Origin of the sequence: Enterobacter sp. MALB-1, assembly GCF_041021625.1 — a bacterium.
In the GTDB taxonomy this organism is placed as follows: domain Bacteria; phylum Pseudomonadota; class Gammaproteobacteria; order Enterobacterales; family Enterobacteriaceae; genus Enterobacter; species Enterobacter oligotrophicus.
The window spans coordinates 1,403,394-1,419,787 of sequence record NZ_JBDPJL010000001.1 but is presented as its reverse complement, the minus strand read 5'-3'; the positions used below and the strand labels follow the sequence as shown (position 1 = coordinate 1,419,787).

Here is a 16,394-nt window from a genome sequence, read left to right as displayed (position 1 = left end):
TAAACGCGACGATTATGCGTTGGCTTCCTTAACTTCGCGGATGCGGTCCTGATACTCGCGCAGTTTCTGCGGCGTCATCATACGACGCTGATCGTCGAGCACCACACCACCCACTTCGTCGGCAATGTGCTGAGCGGACTGCAGCATCAGCTTGAAGTTTTGCAGTTCGTCACCGTAAGACGGCACCTGCATAAAGATTGTCACACCCGGCGTCACGAAATCACCGCTCATATCCGGATCAAAGGTGCCAGGGTTGACCATATTCGCCAGGCTGAACAGCGCCGGGCCGCTACCGTCAGGGCTCAGGTGGCGATGGAAAATATTCATATCGCCAAACTTGAAGCCTGCCTGTTGAATGCTGTTAAGCAGGACGTCACCGTTCAGATGGCTGCCATGATGTGCGGCCACGTTCATGATGATCACCGCTTCTTTACGCTGCGGTTTTTCAACAACGGGTTCAGGCTCGGCAACAGGTTCAGGCTCAACGAGCGGTGCCGGATCTGGCTGTGGCGCAGGCTGTTGTACCGGCGGCTGAGGCTGGTGCACAGGCTGCTGGACCGGCTGCGGCTGGACTGGCTGCTGTTGAGCCGGTTGCGGTGCAGCAGGCTGCTGAGAAACAGGCTGTTGCGGCGGCTGACGCACCGGCTCTTCCACAGGCGGCTGCGCAGGCTGGCGCGGCTGTGCAGAAGCATACGGCGGTTGATACTGGTGCTGCGGAGCGCGGGGTGCGTCATGCTCCCCATGAGCTGCGCCGGGCGCAGTATTGACCCGATGAACACGAACTTCACCCACGCCGTCGTCGTCGCTACCTATGATGTCGTCTTCACCGTCATCGTCGTCACGACTGGACTTCATGCGCTTCAGTGGGCGATCGCGAAACATAGAAGAGCGCTCTTTACGGCTGGTCCAGAAACCATGTACCAGTAAAGCGATTATGGCGATCGCGCCAACAATGATTAATATCAGACGCAAATCCTGCATCATTATATTCTCTGTTGTTCTAACACCTTGCCACCACGGCAAACATTTACTCACTAAGAGTATTTGCCGTTTACGTCAAGTGCAAGTGTGTGCAGAGCATTCACAGCATAAAGATGCGCTAAAACGTGCTTTTTGCTGTTTTTTCGAACATTTCCGAACTGGTCATTGGTCCGTAACTGGATAATATAGGCGGGCAATTCCACTGGTTGTGTAAAAAGGAGTACAGCCTGGTTATGGTTTCAACATCTTCTCCCACCCCGCGCAGCGGCGTCTGGTATTTTTCTCAGGGCTGGAAACTGGTCTCCCTGCCGGGTATTCGCCGCTTCGTTATTCTGCCACTGCTTATTAATATTCTTTTGATGGGCGGCGCGTTCTGGTGGTTGTTCACAAAGCTGGAAAGCTGGGTTCCCGCCATTATGAGCCATGTGCCTGACTGGCTGCAGTGGCTGAGCTACGTGCTGTGGCCGATTGTGGTCATTTCCGTGCTGCTGGTATTCGGCTATTTCTTTTCGACCATTGCCAACTGGATAGCCGCGCCGTTTAACGGCCTGCTGGCAGAACAATTAGAAGCGCGTCTTACCGGTGCCACACCGCCGGATACGGGCGTACTGGGCGTCATGAAAGATATCCCGCGCATCATGAAACGCGAGTGGCAGAAATTTGCCTGGTATCTGCCGCGCGCGATTGTGCTGCTTATCCTCTATTTTGTGCCCGGCATCGGCCAGACGGTCGCGCCGGTACTGTGGTTCCTGTTCAGCGCCTGGATGCTGGCGATCCAGTATTGCGACTATCCGTTTGATAACCACAAAGTGCCGTTTAAAGCGATGCGCACGGCCCTGCGCACGCAGAAAGTCGCCAATATGCAGTTCGGCGCGCTGACGAGCCTGTTCACGATGATCCCGTTCCTTAATCTGTTCATCATGCCGGTCGCCGTCTGCGGCGCGACGGCGATGTGGGTGGATTGTTATCGTGCTAAACATGCGTTGTGGAAATAATGCAAAAATGTGTAAAACAGGGGTGGCTTATGCCGCCCCTTATTCCATACTGATCCCCATTATTTCCTTGCAGTATATAGATATGCGAATTCCTTACTTCCCCATACTTATTCAACAGGTATGCTGGGACGGTATCCCAATTTCATACAGTTAAGGACAGGCCATGAGTAAGATTTATGAAGACAACTCGCTGACTATCGGTCATACGCCCCTGGTTCGACTGAACCGTATCGGTAATGGACGCATCCTGGCGAAGGTCGAATCACGTAACCCGAGCTTCAGCGTAAAATGCCGTATCGGTGCAAACATGATTTGGGATGCGGAAAAACGTGGCGTGCTGAAGCCAGGCGTTGAGCTGGTGGAGCCAACCAGTGGTAACACGGGTATCGCATTGGCCTATGTTGCTGCGGCGCGTGGCTACAAGCTGACGCTGACCATGCCTGAAACCATGAGCATTGAACGCCGCAAGCTGCTGAAAGCGCTGGGCGCAAACCTGGTTCTGACCGAAGGCGCGAAAGGCATGAAAGGTGCCATTCAGAAAGCCGAAGAGATCGTTGCCAGCGATCCGGAGAAATATCTGCTGCTGCAGCAGTTCAGCAACCCGGCAAACCCGGAAATTCACGAAAAAACCACCGGCCCGGAAATCTGGGAAGATACTGATGGCCAGGTTGACGTGTTTATCTCCGGCGTGGGTACCGGCGGTACGCTGACGGGTGTGTCTCGCTATATAAAAGGCACAAAAGGTAAAAAAGACCTGATCACCGTTGCCGTGGAACCCACCGACTCTCCGGTTATCGCTCAGGCGCTGGCGGGTGAAGAACTCAAACCAGGCCCGCACAAAATTCAGGGTATTGGCGCGGGCTTCATTCCGGGTAACCTGGATCTGAAGCTGATTGATAAAGTGGTGGCTATCACCAATGAAGAAGCCATCTCTACCGCGCGTCGCCTGATGGACGAAGAAGGTATTCTGGCAGGTATATCTTCCGGTGCTGCCGTTGCGGCTGCGCTCAAACTTCAGGAAGATGAAGCCTTTACCAATAAGAATATTGTGGTTATCCTTCCTTCCTCGGGTGAGCGATACTTAAGCACAGCACTGTTTGCCGATCTCTTCACAGAGAAAGAACTGCAACAGTAATGCCAGCATGTTAAAAACGCGTAAAAAAGCACCTTTTTGGGTGCTTTTTTGTGGCCTGCTTCAAAGTTTTGCCCCTCCTGGCATTGATTCACCCCGTTGGGTCTGGTATTTAAACCAGCAATTATTTTGATGCGCGAAATTAATCAGTGAACGAAATAGCCTTGCTGAATCGATTTTATGATTTGGTTCAAGTCTTGCTTTCACTGCATAATGTTTAATGACGATTGAAACGTCAGCGCTAACAATACAGGCTAAAGTTAAGTCGCCAGGCTAGACTTTAGTTCCACAACACTAAACCTATAAGTTGGGGAAATACAATGTTCCAGCAAGAAGTTACCATTACCGCTCCGAACGGTCTGCACACCCGCCCTGCTGCTCAGTTTGTTAAAGAAGCGAAAGGCTTCACTTCTGAAATCACTGTGACTTCCAACGGCAAAAGCGCTAGCGCGAAAAGCCTGTTTAAACTGCAGACTCTGGGTCTGACCCAGGGCACCGTCGTCACCATCTCTGCGGAAGGTGAAGACGAGCAGAAAGCAGTTGAGCATCTGGTTAAGCTGATGGCTGAACTCGAGTAAGTTTCCGGGTTCTTTTCAATATCAGTCACAAGTAAGGTAGGGTTATGATTTCAGGCATTTTAGCATCTCCGGGTATCGCTTTCGGCAAAGCATTGCTGCTGAAAGAAGACGAAATCGTCATTGACCGGAAAAAAATTTCTGCCGACAAGGTTGATCAGGAAGTTGAGCGTTTTCTGAGCGGTCGTGCCAAGGCATCTGCGCAACTGGAAGCGATCAAAACTAAAGCTGGCGAAACTTTCGGTGAAGAAAAAGAAGCCATCTTCGAAGGGCATATCATGCTGCTCGAAGATGAGGAGCTGGAGCAGGAAATCATAGCCCTGATTAAAGATAAAGGCATGACGGCCGACGCGGCTGCACATGAAGTTATCGAAGGTCAGGCAACTGCCCTGGAAGAACTGGATGATGAATACCTGAAAGAGCGTGCGGCTGACGTGCGTGACATCGGTAAGCGCCTGCTGCGCAACATCCTGGGTCTGGCCATTATCGATCTGAGCGCGATTCAGGACGAAGTTATCCTGGTTGCCGCTGACCTGACCCCGTCTGAAACCGCACAGCTGAACCTGAAAAAGGTCCTCGGTTTTATCACCGACGCGGGCGGCCGTACCTCCCACACCTCAATCATGGCGCGTTCTCTGGAACTGCCTGCGATCGTGGGCACCGGCAGCGTCACCTCTCAGGTGAAAAACGGCGACTATCTGATTCTGGATGCCGTAAACAACCAGGTTTACGTCAACCCAACTAACGAAGAGATCGAGCAACTGCGCGCCGTTCAGGAGCAGGTTGCGACCGAGAAAGCGGAACTCGCTAAACTGAAAGACCTGCCAGCCATTACGCTGGACGGCCACCAGGTTGAAGTGTGCGCGAACATCGGTACTGTACGTGACGTTGATGGCGCTGAGCGCAACGGTGCGGAAGGTGTTGGTCTGTATCGTACTGAATTCCTGTTCATGGACCGCGACGCGCTGCCAACTGAAGAAGAACAGTTCGCTGCATACAAAGCTGTCGCTGAGGCCTGTGGCTCTCAGGCAGTTATCGTCCGTACCATGGACATCGGTGGCGACAAAGAGCTGCCGTACATGAACTTCCCGAAAGAAGAGAACCCGTTCCTGGGCTGGCGTGCTGTGCGTATCGCCATGGATCGCAAAGAGATCCTGCGTGACCAGGTTCGCGCCATCCTGCGTGCCTCCGCTTTCGGTAAGCTGCGCATCATGTTCCCGATGATCATCTCTGTTGAAGAAGTGCGTGCACTGAAAAAAGAGATCGAAATCTACAAACAGGAACTGCGTGACGAAGGTAAAGCGTTTGACGAGTCAATCGAGATCGGCGTGATGGTGGAAACACCTGCGGCCGCGACCATTGCGCGTCATTTAGCCAAAGAAGTTGATTTCTTTAGTATTGGCACCAATGATTTAACGCAGTACACCCTGGCAGTTGACCGTGGTAATGATATGATCTCCCATCTCTACCAGCCAATGTCACCGTCCGTACTGAACTTGATCAAGCAAGTTATTGATGCTTCTCATGCAGAAGGTAAATGGACTGGCATGTGTGGTGAGCTTGCAGGCGACGAACGTGCTACACTTCTGTTGCTGGGTATGGGTCTGGACGAATTCTCTATGAGCGCCATTTCCATCCCGCGCATTAAGAAGATTATCCGTAACACGAACTTCGAAGATGCGAAGGTGTTAGCAGAGCAGGCTCTTGCTCAACCGACAACGGACGAGTTAATGACGCTGGTTAACAAGTTCATTGAAGAAAAAACAATCTGCTAATCCACGAGATGCGGCCCAATTTACTGCTTAGGAGAAGATCATGGGTTTGTTCGATAAACTGAAATCTCTGGTTTCTGATGATAAGAAAGACTCCGGAACTATTGAGATTGTTGCTCCGCTCTCCGGCGAGATCGTCAACATCGAAGACGTGCCGGATGTAGTGTTTGCTGAGAAAATCGTTGGTGATGGCATTGCTATCAAACCAACTGGCAACAAAATGGTTGCTCCAGTTGACGGCACCATCGGTAAAATTTTTGAAACCAACCATGCGTTCTCTATCGAATCCGATAGCGGTATCGAGCTGTTCGTTCACTTCGGTATCGACACCGTTGAACTGAAAGGTGAAGGCTTCAAACGTATCGCAGAAGAAGGCCAGCGTGTTAAAGTTGGCGACCCGGTGATTGAATTTGATCTGCCACTGCTGGAAGAAAAAGCCAAGTCTACCCTGACTCCGGTTGTTATCTCCAACATGGATGAAATCAAAGAACTGATCAAACTGTCTGGCAGCGTCACCGTGGGTGAAACCCCGGTTATCCGCATCAAGAAGTAATTCTTGCCGCACAGAGAAATGGCACCTTCGGGTGCCATTTTTGTTTATGCGGGGAGGATAAGCTCGTCATAGCCTTTCGACTGCGTATACAGCATCACGTCAGTCACCCGATCGCCCGCCATGCGAATGGCATCGGCAACGGTTTTGCCTTCAACAATTCCGCTGACCAGCTCCGAACAGAACAGATCGCCCGTTCCTTTCAGATCCGTCTCCACACGCGGATGAGCACTGACGGTCACGCCTTCTCGTGTGACCAGCACCACGTGAATATTTTCCGGATTGTCAGCCACCGGCGCACTGGTGATCGCCACCCATTTCAGCGTGTCAGACAACAGCGCCTGTGCGGCGGCAATGGCGCTTTCCGGTGTACGGCACGACCTGCCGCTTAACACTTCCAGCTCAAATACGTTTGGCGTAATGCCCTGGGCCAGCGGCAGCAGATGCTGACGATAGGCTTCCGGGATCTCCGGTTTTACGTACATTCCACTGTCGATATCGCCGATAACCGGATCGACCAGAACCAGCAGATCGGGATGCTGCACTTTGATGGCCTTAAGCCACTGGGCCAGCAGCGCGATCTGGCTGGCGCTGCCCATATAGCCAGTGGTTACCGCCTTTAACTCACGCAAGATCTCACGCTCTTCCAGTGCTTTCAGATAGCCGCTAAACCACTCATCGGGGATCACGCCACCGTAGAACGTATCGTAATGCGGCGTGTTGCTGAACAGCACCGTCGGCACAGCTGTAACGTTAAGCCGGTGCGTTCTGATATTGGGCACCGCGATGCTATTCCCCACGCTGCCATACACCACCTGAGACTGCACGGCGACAATATCGGTTTGCCGCGCCCGTGTTTTATCCCGGAATAAAATCATCTCCATGACGCTTAAATCCCCGCCCCCTGCGAATAACTCTCTTCACCAAAGACACCGGTAGACAGGTAACGATCGCCGCGATCGCAGATAATCGCTACCACCACTGCGCCAGGGTTTGCCTTCGCCACCCGAATCGCGCCTGCTACTGCGCCCCCCGAACTGACTCCGCAGAAGATACCTTCACGCACGGCCAGCTCACGCATGGTATTCTCCGCCTCGCGCTGGTGAAGATCCAGCACCTGATCCACAAGCTGCGCATTAAAGATGCCAGGCATATATTCCGCAGGCCAGCGGCGGATTCCGGGAATACTGCTCCCCTCTTCCGGCTGCAGGCCAACGATGGTGACCGCTTTTTCCTGCTCGCGCAGAAACCGCGACACGCCGGTAATGGTGCCCGTCGTCCCCATGCTGGAAACGAAATGCGTAATGCGTCCGCCGGTCTGCTGCCAGATTTCCGGGCCGGTGGTGGTGTAGTGCGCGTAAGGGTTATCCGGGTTGTTGAACTGGTCGAGCAGCTTGCCTTCGCCGCGCTCGGCCATCGCGAATGCTAAGTCGCGCGCCCCTTCCATCCCCTGCTCTTTGGTCACAAGAATCAGTTCGGCTCCGTAGGCGCGCATGGCGGCGCGGCGCTCCTGGCTCATGTTGTCTGGCATCAGCAGCTTCATGCGGTAGCCTTTCAGCGCCGCAATCATTGCCAGCGCGATACCGGTGTTGCCACTGGTGGCCTCAATCAACACGTCGCCGGGCTTAATCTCACCGCGTTTTTCCGCCTGGACGATCATCGACAGCGCCGCTCTGTCCTTTACCGATCCCGCAGGGTTATTGCCTTCAAGTTTGACCCAGATTTCGCTGCCGTTGGCACACCCCATGCGCTGAAGTTTGACCAGAGGAGTATTGCCGATGGTGTGTTCTAATGTATTCATGATCGCTGTCCAATAAAAAGCCCGGTGGCGCTGCGCTTACCGGGCCTACGGACGTCATCTTGTAGGCCGGGTAAGCGCAGCGCCACCCGGCAAAACTACGTAATCCTAACCTATCAGGCTGTCTCCGCCAGAGCAATATCCTCGCGCGCCTCAATACGATCGTTGCCGTGATAAATACGGGCATGTTGCAGGCCGACAAACAGGCGCTCTCCCCGGTACGGCGGCTCGTCGTCGCGCATGACCACGGTCAGCGGCTCGGTGTACCAGCCCAGCGGCTGTACCACCAGTTGGGTGTAGTGTCCTTTTGGGCTGGCTTCCAGCACCTGCACCGGCAGCGGTGAATCCAGGCTGGTGCGACGGCTGACGTCCACTTCCCACGGACGCAGGAACAGATCGACCGGCCCCTGGTGCGCGGAGGTATAGCCCAGCGGCCAGCGGTGCGCGCCCACGTGGAACTGTCCGCCGCGAATGGTGCCCTGCAGTCGGTTCACTTCACCCATAAATTCGAGCACGAAGCGGGTCGCCGGTTCACGCCAGAGCTGTTCTGGCTCATCCACCTGCTCAATATTCCCCTGGCTCATCACTACCACGCGGTCGGCAACCTCCATCGCCTCTTCCTGATCGTGGGTCACGAAGACGCTGGTGAATTTCAGCTCTTCATGCAGCTGACGCAGCCAGCGGCGCAGCTCTTTGCGCACCTGCGCATCCAGCGCGCCGAAGGGTTCATCCAGCAGCAAAATTTGTGGCTCAACGGCCAGCGCGCGCGCCAGCGCCACGCGCTGCTTCTGCCCGCCGGAAAGCTGTGCCGGAAAACGGTCCGCCAGGTGAGCCAGCTGTACCATCTCCAGCAGTTTGGTCACTTTCGCTTTAATGGCTGCCGCATTAGGGCGTTCACGACGCGGCAGCACGGTCAGACCAAAGGCGATGTTGTCGAACACGGTCATGTGGCGGAACAGCGCGTAATGCTGGAACACAAAGCCCACCTTACGATCGCGGGCGTGCAGGCGGCTCACGTCGGTACCGTGGAAGCGGATGTGCCCGCTGGTCTGGTGCTCAAGCCCGGCGATAATCCGCAGCAGCGTGGTTTTACCGGAGCCGGACGGCCCCAGCAGCGCGACCATTTGTCCGGAAGGGATATCCAGCGAGATATCATTCAGCACCTGGGTGCGACCAAAAGACTTCTTAATATTGGCAATCTCAATGCTCATGATTTCCCTCCTGATGCTGACGTTTTTCCTGATTCTCTAAACGCCACTGCACCACACTCTTCAAAAACAGGGTCAAAATGGCCATCAGCGTCAGCAACGCTGCGGCAGTAAAGGAACCGACGGTGTTGTAGTCCTGTTCCAGTAACTCAATCTGTAACGGCAGCGACAGGGTTTCGCCACGAATCGAGCCGGAGACCACCGACACCGCACCAAATTCGCCAATCGCACGGGCATTGGTCAGCACCACGCCATACAGCAGCGCCCAGCGAATATTCGGCAGCGTGACGCGGCGGAACATCTGCCAGCCAGATGCGCCCAGCAGCACCGCCGCCTCATCTTCATGGCTGCCCTGGCTTAACATCACCGGCACCAGCTCGCGCACCACAAACGGACAGGTGACAAAAATCGTGACCAGTACCATACCCGGCCAGGCGAACATGATCTGCAGGTCATGCTCATCCAGCCAGCCGCCGAGCGGGCCGTTGGAGCCGTAAAACAGCAGGTAAACCAGGCCGGCCACCACCGGTGACACGGCAAACGGAATATCCAGCAATGTCAGTAATAGCTGGCGGCCAGGAAAGTTAAAGCGCGTTACCAGCCAGGCCAGCAGCGTACCAAACACCAGGTTAACCGGGACGGTGATCAGCGCAATCAGTACAGTCAGCCAGATGGCGTGCAGCATGTCCGGGTTCGTCAGGTTCTCCAGCGCGGGCATCAGCCCTTTGCTGAACGCCTGAACAAAGATGTACACCATTGGCACAACGAGAATAAACGCTGAAACCAGCACGCCCGTACCAATCAGAAACCATTTGCCCCAGTTAATACGGGGCGCGTCATAGCGCTTCAATTGAGTAACTTCCGCCATCAGTGACCTACCACACGCCGACCAAAGCGACTTTGCAGGGTGTTAATCGAAAACAGCAGCAGCAACGATGCGGCGAGGATCACCGAGGCAATCGCACTCGCTGCCGGATAATCAAACTCCTGCAAACGGACAAAAATCATCAGCGAGGTCACTTCGGTTTTCCACGCGATGTTCCCGGCAATGAAGATCACCGCACCGAACTCCCCGAGGCTGCGGGTAAACGACAGCGCAACGCCCGCTAACAGCGCCGGAGACAGTTCAGGCAACACCACTTTGCGGAAGCTCTGCCAGCGTGTGGCCCCCAGCGTTTCCGCCGCTTCTTCATATTCCGGGCCTAACTCTTCCAGCACCGGCTGTACGGTACGTACCACAAACGGAATACTGGTAAACGCCATCGCCACCGCGATGCCGAGCCAGGTATAGGTCACTTTGATATCAAACTTCGCCAGCCACTCACCGTAAAAACCGTTTACGGAGAAGAGCGAGGCCAGCGTCAAACCGGCCACCGCCGTTGGCAGTGCAAACGGCAGATCCATTAACGCATCGAGTAGCGTGCGGCCAGGGAAGCGATAGCGGGTTAAGATCCACGCCATTAGCAGGCCAAATACACCGTTGAAAATCGACGCGACAAACGCCGACAGCAGCGTGACTTTATAAGCCGCCACCACCTGCGGGTTAGTGACGACGTCCCAGTATTGCGACCAGCTCATCTCAGAGAGCTGCATCACCAGCGCGCTGAGCGGTAACAACAAAATCAGACAGACGAACAGCAGGCTGGTCCCAAGACTTAAGGTAAATCCCGGCAGCACACGTCTGGAAGACACTGCAAACATTACTTACGCCCCGCCGCCAGCAATTTGTCCAGCTCACCGCCGCTGGTAAAGTGCGTTTTCATCACCTCAGGCCAGGAGCCGAAATGATCTTCCACGCGGAACAGCGCGGTTTGCGGGAACTTGTCTTTCAGTTTGCTCATCACGTCCGGGTTATTCACGCGATAATAGTAATCGGTGATAATCGTCTGCGCCTGCGGGCTGTAGAGATAGTTGAGGTAGGCTTTCGCCGCCTTCTCTGTACCGTTGGCCTTGACGTTTTTATCCACCCAGGCAACCGGGAACTCCGCCAGAATATTGGTTTTCGGGATAACGACCTCGAAGCCCTGTGCTTCGTACTGCTTGCGGATGTTGTTCACTTCGGATTCAAAGCTGATCAGCACGTCGCCCAGCCCACGTTCGGCGAAGGTCGTCGTTGCTCCACGGCCGCCGGTATCAAACACTTCGACGTTTTTCAGGAACTGGGTCATGAACTGCTCGGTTTTCGCTCTGTCGTTACCGTCAGCCTTGTCTGCCGCGCCCCACGCCGCCAGATAGGTATAGCGGGCGTTACCGGAGGTTTTCGGGTTCGGGAAAATCAGCTTTACGTCAGAGCGCACGAGGTCGCTCCAGTCGTGGATATTTTTCGGGTTGCCCTTACGCACCAGGAATCCCATGGTGGAGTAAAACGGCGAGCTGTTGTTCGGCAAACGGCTCTGCCAGTCAGCAGGAATGAGCTTGCCTTTGTCGTGCAGGATCTGCACGTCCGTCACCTGGTTGTAGGTCACGACGTCCGCTTTTAGCCCCTGCAGGATCGCCAGCGCCTGCTTGGACGAGCCGGCGTGAGACTGCTTGATGGTCAGCTTATCGCCATTGTTTTCTTTCGCCCACTGCTGTTCAAATGACGGGTTCAGGGCGGCAAACAGCTCGCGGGAGACATCATAGGAACTGTTCAACAGCTCAGTTGCCTGCGCTTGTGCCACCAGCAGCAAACCCGCCAGCGCCAGCGATCCTTTTTTCAGTACAGTAACGGCCATTGCGCACCTATATTTGTGATGACTATCTTATAGTCATAATATTTATAACGAGTGCGAAAGGAGTAACGGTTTTATATACCGTTTGGTGATTTACAAGCAGAAAAGGGAATAAGGGGTGCGGGGAAAATTGCCGGGTGGCGCTAACGCTTACCCGGCCTACGTATGGAGAGCGGTTTTACAGCGCCAGCAGGCGCTCCACGGACGGGGCGAAGTAGTAGCCGCCGGTCACCGGTTTGGTGAAGCGCAGCATGGCGTCGCGCTTGCCGTCAGTATCGCCGAACATACTCAGCAGCTGTTGTTCGATGTTATACAGACGCGCGCAGTAGGCGCAGAAATAAAGACCGTGCGTGCCGCTTGCCGTGCCGTATGGCAGGCTCTGGCGAACAATCTTCAGCCCTTTGCCCTCTTCTTTCAGATCAACGCGGGTCAGGTGAGACGTCACCGGGCGGTCGTCGCCGTCGATCTCTTCGTTAGCCTCTTTGGTGCGGCCAATCATCATCTCCTGGTCGTGCACGCTCATGCGGTTAAGCTGCTTGAGGTTGTGTTCCCAGCGCTGCACAAACACGTAGCTGCCGCCCGCATCGACGCCATCTTTGATGACCGCCACATCACGGCGCGTCTCTTCACCCGCCGGGTTTTCGGTCCCGTCGACAAAGCCGCTCAAATCGCGTTCTTCCACCCAGCGGAATCCGTGAACCTCTTCCTGCACGTCAATGCTGTCACCAAATGCTTCAACGGCAGCCTGGGCCACAGAGAAGTTTACGTCGTGGCGCAGAGAGAGAATATGAATCAGCACGTCGTACTGCGTCGCCGGAGCCAGACCTTTACCGTAAGGAATAAAATCTTTCAGCTCGTCAGCGCCTTCGCCACCGCTCAGCTGACGCCAGACGTTATTACCAAAGGCGACAACCGCGCCCAGGTGAGCGTCAGGGAATTTGGCCTGGAAGGTCGCCAGCTTATCAACGAAAATTTTACTGGCCGCACGCAGGGCATCGACATCCCCTTTAAGATTGGCTTCAATCCAAATCGCCGCGCGGCAATGTTCTGGCAAAATGCCACTCTGAACCTGAGACATCGCTCCTCCTGAAAAAAAGATGCCACGACAGCGTGGCATTGATGGCGGCTATTATACCCGGATTTCAGCGAGGCGGTTTGTTCAGGCGCAAATTACTGCTTCCAGATAATTTTGCTCACCGTCCAGTTTTTCAGGGTGTCGTCAGACGGCATTAACCCTTCAGGGCCGCTCCAGGTGCCGGTAAAGAGGTAGCTGATATGCTGGCTGCCTTCCGCCTTACACTCCACCGCCACGCTGTCGTCAGACGGGGCGCTGGTGCAATTGCCGAAAGCCTGTTTGTAGAGGTCGCTAAACGGCGTGCCTACTTTCACACCGCTCGCCGTCGGAATATCTTCATCCATCACCGCAATACGGTTTACCGTGCCTTTATCGCCGTTGATCACCAGCGCCAGTTTGTCGCCCTTGAGTGCTTCAAAATAGCGGACGATATTACCGTTTTCGGTTTTCATGCCGCTACGCAGACGGTAGTCGCTGCTCAGGGCATTCTGAATGGCGTCCTGATCCAGCGCGGTTGACGCGGTAATTTTTCCTACGCCCTGTTCGGTCACTTCGGTGGAAGAACCAAACCAGTTCCACGGATACGCGGCAGACCAGTTAATGGAGGAGAGCGTCGAGCAGCCGGTTAACGCCAGCGGGAGAGCGCATAAAAGTAAACGCAGCGATTTCATTGAAACGTCCTTTCTTATTAAATCAACGCTTGTTGGAGTGCGGCATCAGCAAAAAGTGCCGCGTTAATCCAGCTCATGCGAAAAACAGGCGCGAAGGCGCGGGTTAGTGAGCAGCCACAACAGCGCCACAATGTCTGCCACCACCAGCGCAATCCCAATGCCCGACAGCGGTTCACCGTACAGCCAGAGGACAGGTTGCCAGCACAACAGTGCAATCTGTGCGAGGATCAGCAGCCAGCGAAGCGCGCCCCAAAAACGTGGGATGAGATGGCGTCGCCCACTGCATAAGAACGCCAGCACCGCCGGCACCCCCGGCAGCAATCCCAGCCAGAACGCATCGTGATCGGGATAAAAGAGATTCAGTAGCGTATCACCCTGCCCGCGCGACGCACCGGCCATCACGAACAGCACCCAGGTTCTCGCCTGCAACAGCAACACGCACCAGAACAAAAAAGGCAGACGCAAACGGCCATGACCATCGTAGTCACCGGGATGAAACTCAGTACTCTTCATCTTCGATCAGACGCTTACCTAAACTCAGCACGTCAGAATGCTCATAGCCCAGGCGCTCATACATGCCCAGCACCACGTCGTTATCTTCCCGCACCATGATCTGAATCTTCGGGCAGCCGCGGGCAATCAGTTTCTTTTCCAGACGGTTAAGCAACGCATTGGCGATGCCGCGTGCCCGATATTCAGGATGCACGCCCAGATAATAGGCCGAGCCGCGATGGCCGTCGTAACCGCCCATCACCGTCCCCACGACTTCACCGTTGACTTCCGCAACCAAAAACAGACTGACGTCGTGATTCACCTTCCGTTCGATGTCCATTTCCGGATCGTTCCACGGACGCAGCAGATCGCAGCGCTCCCAAAGGGTGATCACCTCTTCGAAATCTTCCTGGCGAAAAACGCGTATCTCCATGGTATTACCGCCTTTTCGGGTTTAAAACAGTGATTATGGCCTTAACGCCGGGTTAAGCCAATAACCGGGGAAAATCTCGCCAAAATTTGGCATAATGTCACTTTGTCACGTATTGAAATGAAAAGTAAAACAATTCTCAATAAGGACTGTCGTAACGGGAAACACGATACGATATAACACCAGGACCCCAATTTTTACAATTCAGGCCGCATGAGCACATTCAAACCATTAAAAGCACTCACATCGCGTCGTCAGGTTCTCAAAGCGGGGCTGGCGGCCTTAACGTTAACGGGCATAGCAAAACAGGCGCAGGCAAAAGAAGAAAGCGCCTTAAAAACCAGTAACGGCCACAGCAAACCGAAAGCGAAGAAGGCAGGCGCAAAACGTCTGGTCATGCTCGATCCCGGTCACGGCGGCATCGACACCGGTGCCATTGGCAGAAACGGTTCGAAAGAAAAACACGTCGTGCTGGCGATTGCAAAAAATGTGCGCGCGATTTTACGCAGCAACGGTATTGACGCCCGTCTGACACGCTCTGGCGATACCTTCATTCCGCTGTACGACCGCGTGGAGATCGCTCACCAGCACGGCGCGGATCTGTTTATGTCGATCCACGCGGACGGCTTCACAAACCCTTCGGCAGCGGGCGCGTCGGTATTTGCGCTCTCCAACCGGGGGGCCAGTAGCGCCATGGCTAAATACCTCTCCGACCGCGAAAACCGCGCGGATGAAGTGGCCGGGAAGAAAGCTACCGATAAAGACCACCTGCTGCAGCAGGTACTGTTTGACCTCGTTCAGACGGACACCATTAAAAACAGCCTGACGCTCGGCTCGCATATTTTGAAACGAATCAAGCCCGTGCACCGGCTGCACAGTAAAAGCACCGAGCAGGCCGCATTTGTGGTCTTGAAGTCACCGTCGATCCCGTCGGTGCTGGTTGAAACCTCCTTTATTACCAATCCGGAAGAGGAGCGACTGCTTGGCACCACCGCGTTCAGGCAGAAAATCGCCAATGCTATTGCCTCCGGGATCATCAGTTATTTCAACTGGTTCGATAACCAAAAAGCGCACTCCAGGAAACGTTGATGAAACCCAATGCTCAACTGGTCAAAACGTTCCTGCTGCAGCTGCAGGATGAGATTTGCCAGACGCTGGCCGCGGCTGACGGCGGTGAATTCCAGGAAGATAACTGGCAGCGTGACGCCGGTGGCGGCGGACGCAGTCGCGTGCTGCGTAACGGCGGCATCTTTGAACAGGCCGGAGTCAATTTCTCCCACGTTCACGGGGATGCCATGCCCGCTTCTGCGACGGCGCATCGCCCTGAACTGGCGGGCCGCAGCTTCGAGGCGATGGGCGTGTCGCTGGTGGTGCATCCGCATAACCCGTTTGTACCGACAAGCCACGCTAACGTGCGCTTCTTCATTGCGGAAAAGCCTGGAGCCGATCCAGTGTGGTGGTTTGGCGGCGGCTTCGACTTAACCCCCTTCTACGGCTTTGAAGAGGATGCCGTGCACTGGCACACCACCGCGCGGGATCTTTGCCTGCCGTTCGGCGAAGACGTCTACCCGAAATACAAAAAGTGGTGCGACGACTATTTTTATATCAAGCATCGCGACGAGCAGCGTGGCATTGGCGGGCTGTTCTTTGACGACCTGAACACGCCGGATTTTGATACCGCGTTCAGCTTTATGCGTGCAGTGGGCGAAGGTTATACCGATGCCTATCTGCCGATTGTCGAGCGTCGTAAAAACACCGACTACGGCGTGCGCGAGCGAGAGTTCCAGCTCTACCGCCGCGGGCGCTACGTGGAGTTTAATCTGGTGTGGGATCGCGGGACGCTGTTCGGCCTGCAGACCGGTGGGCGAACGGAGTCGATTTTAATGTCGATGCCGCCGCTGGTGCGCTGGGAGTACAGCTTTGAACCTAAAGAAGGCAGCCCGGAGGCTGCCTTGCGTGAGTTTATTCAGGTTCGGGACTGGGTTTAATGCCGGGCGGCGCTGC

At 54.9% G+C, this 16,394-nt stretch carries 18 protein-coding genes; 7 read left to right on the top strand and 11 right to left on the bottom strand.

What is annotated here, in order from left to right; all coding sequences use genetic code 11:
* Positions 1 to 12 precede the first annotated feature (12 nt).
* Positions 13 to 984 (bottom strand): cell division protein ZipA, encoded by a 972-nt coding sequence (gene zipA / locus ABGB15_RS06800; protein WP_215723788.1) that lies wholly within the window; start codon positions 982 to 984, stop codon positions 13 to 15.
* Positions 985 to 1,214: 230 nt separating this feature from the next.
* On the opposite strand from zipA, the gene cysZ reads away from it, so the two are divergent.
* From cysZ to crr, 5 genes are all read left to right on the top strand, one after another.
* The gene (gene cysZ, locus ABGB15_RS06795; protein WP_152081776.1) at positions 1,215 to 1,976 is read left to right on the top strand and encodes a sulfate transporter CysZ; all 762 of its coding nucleotides are present in this window, start codon (positions 1,215 to 1,217) and stop codon (positions 1,974 to 1,976) included.
* Positions 1,977 to 2,139: 163 nt separating this feature from the next.
* Complete coding sequence (cysK, locus tag ABGB15_RS06790; protein WP_152081777.1) at positions 2,140 to 3,111, top strand: cysteine synthase A; 972 nt, start codon at positions 2,140 to 2,142, stop codon at positions 3,109 to 3,111.
* A 317-nt stretch (positions 3,112 to 3,428) separates the two neighbouring features.
* Positions 3,429 to 3,686, top strand: a complete 258-nt coding sequence (gene ptsH / locus ABGB15_RS06785; protein WP_000487600.1) for a phosphocarrier protein Hpr — start codon at positions 3,429 to 3,431, stop codon at positions 3,684 to 3,686.
* A gap of 44 nt (positions 3,687 to 3,730) precedes the next feature.
* Entirely contained in the window at positions 3,731 to 5,458 is a 1,728-nt protein-coding gene (ptsI, locus tag ABGB15_RS06780) for a phosphoenolpyruvate-protein phosphotransferase PtsI (protein WP_152081778.1), read from the top strand.
* A 40-nt stretch (positions 5,459 to 5,498) separates the two neighbouring features.
* Positions 5,499 to 6,008, top strand: coding sequence for a PTS glucose transporter subunit IIA (gene crr, locus ABGB15_RS06775; RefSeq protein WP_003861316.1), 510 nt, complete (start codon positions 5,499 to 5,501; stop codon positions 6,006 to 6,008).
* A 44-nt stretch (positions 6,009 to 6,052) separates the two neighbouring features.
* On the opposite strand, the gene pdxK is transcribed toward crr, so the two are convergent.
* The 10 genes from pdxK to ABGB15_RS06725 form a co-directional block, all read right to left on the bottom strand.
* On the bottom strand, positions 6,053 to 6,889 hold the full coding sequence (gene pdxK, locus ABGB15_RS06770; RefSeq protein ID WP_215723787.1) for a pyridoxine/pyridoxal/pyridoxamine kinase: 837 nt from the start codon (positions 6,887 to 6,889) through the stop codon (positions 6,053 to 6,055).
* Between the two features lie 5 nt (positions 6,890 to 6,894).
* Positions 6,895 to 7,806, bottom strand: a complete 912-nt coding sequence (cysM, locus tag ABGB15_RS06765; RefSeq protein ID WP_215723786.1) for a cysteine synthase CysM — start codon at positions 7,804 to 7,806, stop codon at positions 6,895 to 6,897.
* A gap of 113 nt (positions 7,807 to 7,919) precedes the next feature.
* Entirely contained in the window at positions 7,920 to 9,014 is a 1,095-nt protein-coding gene (gene cysA / locus ABGB15_RS06760; RefSeq protein WP_215723625.1) for a sulfate/thiosulfate ABC transporter ATP-binding protein CysA, read from the bottom strand.
* Positions 9,004 to 9,879 carry a sulfate/thiosulfate ABC transporter permease CysW gene (gene cysW / locus ABGB15_RS06755; protein WP_152081782.1) on the bottom strand — a complete coding sequence of 292 codons (876 nt, stop codon included), beginning with the start codon at positions 9,877 to 9,879 and terminating at the stop codon, positions 9,004 to 9,006. Before cysW ends, cysA begins: the two co-directional genes overlap by 11 nt.
* On the bottom strand, positions 9,879 to 10,712 hold the full coding sequence (gene cysT, locus ABGB15_RS06750) for a sulfate/thiosulfate ABC transporter permease CysT (protein WP_152081783.1): 834 nt from the start codon (positions 10,710 to 10,712) through the stop codon (positions 9,879 to 9,881). Before cysT ends, cysW begins: the two co-directional genes overlap by 1 nt.
* On the bottom strand, positions 10,712 to 11,725 hold the full coding sequence (locus ABGB15_RS06745; protein WP_215723626.1) for a sulfate ABC transporter substrate-binding protein: 1,014 nt from the start codon (positions 11,723 to 11,725) through the stop codon (positions 10,712 to 10,714). Before ABGB15_RS06745 ends, cysT begins: the two co-directional genes overlap by 1 nt.
* 175 nt (positions 11,726 to 11,900) lie before the next feature.
* Complete coding sequence (locus tag ABGB15_RS06740) at positions 11,901 to 12,800, bottom strand: Dyp-type peroxidase (RefSeq protein WP_215723627.1); 900 nt, start codon at positions 12,798 to 12,800, stop codon at positions 11,901 to 11,903.
* Positions 12,801 to 12,892: 92 nt separating this feature from the next.
* Positions 12,893 to 13,468, bottom strand: coding sequence for an RpoE-regulated lipoprotein (locus ABGB15_RS06735; protein WP_152081786.1), 576 nt, complete (start codon positions 13,466 to 13,468; stop codon positions 12,893 to 12,895).
* A gap of 63 nt (positions 13,469 to 13,531) precedes the next feature.
* Entirely contained in the window at positions 13,532 to 13,981 is a 450-nt protein-coding gene (locus tag ABGB15_RS06730; RefSeq protein WP_152081787.1) for a DUF2919 domain-containing protein, read from the bottom strand.
* Positions 13,968 to 14,393, bottom strand: coding sequence for a GNAT family acetyltransferase (locus ABGB15_RS06725; RefSeq protein WP_152081788.1), 426 nt, complete (start codon positions 14,391 to 14,393; stop codon positions 13,968 to 13,970). Before ABGB15_RS06725 ends, ABGB15_RS06730 begins: the two co-directional genes overlap by 14 nt.
* A gap of 210 nt (positions 14,394 to 14,603) precedes the next feature.
* Between ABGB15_RS06725 and amiA the strand changes: the two genes are divergently transcribed.
* Both amiA and hemF read left to right on the top strand, forming a co-directional pair.
* On the top strand, positions 14,604 to 15,479 hold the full coding sequence (amiA, locus tag ABGB15_RS06720; RefSeq protein ID WP_152081789.1) for an N-acetylmuramoyl-L-alanine amidase AmiA: 876 nt from the start codon (positions 14,604 to 14,606) through the stop codon (positions 15,477 to 15,479).
* The gene (gene hemF / locus ABGB15_RS06715; protein ID WP_152081790.1) at positions 15,479 to 16,378 is read left to right on the top strand and encodes an oxygen-dependent coproporphyrinogen oxidase; all 900 of its coding nucleotides are present in this window, start codon (positions 15,479 to 15,481) and stop codon (positions 16,376 to 16,378) included. The genes amiA and hemF overlap by 1 nt, the downstream gene beginning before the upstream one ends.
* The last annotated feature ends 16 nt before the right edge of the window (positions 16,379 to 16,394 follow it).

Bases quoted from the DNA above. Each gene is read 5' to 3' on its own strand.
- zipA (WP_215723788.1), bottom strand. From the start codon at position 984: ATGATGCAGGATTTGCGTCTGATATTAATCATTGTTGGCGCGATCGCC.
- cysZ (WP_152081776.1), top strand. From the start codon at position 1,215: ATGGTTTCAACATCTTCTCCCACCCCGCGCAGCGGCGTCTGGTATTTT.
- cysK (WP_152081777.1), top strand. From the start codon at position 2,140: ATGAGTAAGATTTATGAAGACAACTCGCTGACTATCGGTCATACGCCC.
- ptsH (WP_000487600.1), top strand. From the start codon at position 3,429: ATGTTCCAGCAAGAAGTTACCATTACCGCTCCGAACGGTCTGCACACC.
- ptsI (WP_152081778.1), top strand. From the start codon at position 3,731: ATGATTTCAGGCATTTTAGCATCTCCGGGTATCGCTTTCGGCAAAGCA.
- crr (WP_003861316.1), top strand. From the start codon at position 5,499: ATGGGTTTGTTCGATAAACTGAAATCTCTGGTTTCTGATGATAAGAAA.
- pdxK (WP_215723787.1), bottom strand. From the start codon at position 6,889: ATGGAGATGATTTTATTCCGGGATAAAACACGGGCGCGGCAAACCGAT.
- cysM (WP_215723786.1), bottom strand. From the start codon at position 7,806: ATGAATACATTAGAACACACCATCGGCAATACTCCTCTGGTCAAACTT.
- cysA (WP_215723625.1), bottom strand. From the start codon at position 9,014: ATGAGCATTGAGATTGCCAATATTAAGAAGTCTTTTGGTCGCACCCAG.
- cysW (WP_152081782.1), bottom strand. From the start codon at position 9,879: ATGGCGGAAGTTACTCAATTGAAGCGCTATGACGCGCCCCGTATTAAC.
- cysT (WP_152081783.1), bottom strand. From the start codon at position 10,712: ATGTTTGCAGTGTCTTCCAGACGTGTGCTGCCGGGATTTACCTTAAGT.
- ABGB15_RS06745 (WP_215723626.1), bottom strand. From the start codon at position 11,725: ATGGCCGTTACTGTACTGAAAAAAGGATCGCTGGCGCTGGCGGGTTTG.
- ABGB15_RS06740 (WP_215723627.1), bottom strand. From the start codon at position 12,800: ATGTCTCAGGTTCAGAGTGGCATTTTGCCAGAACATTGCCGCGCGGCG.
- ABGB15_RS06735 (WP_152081786.1), bottom strand. From the start codon at position 13,468: ATGAAATCGCTGCGTTTACTTTTATGCGCTCTCCCGCTGGCGTTAACC.
- ABGB15_RS06730 (WP_152081787.1), bottom strand. From the start codon at position 13,981: ATGAAGAGTACTGAGTTTCATCCCGGTGACTACGATGGTCATGGCCGT.
- ABGB15_RS06725 (WP_152081788.1), bottom strand. From the start codon at position 14,393: ATGGAGATACGCGTTTTTCGCCAGGAAGATTTCGAAGAGGTGATCACC.
- amiA (WP_152081789.1), top strand. From the start codon at position 14,604: ATGAGCACATTCAAACCATTAAAAGCACTCACATCGCGTCGTCAGGTT.
- hemF (WP_152081790.1), top strand. From the start codon at position 15,479: ATGAAACCCAATGCTCAACTGGTCAAAACGTTCCTGCTGCAGCTGCAG.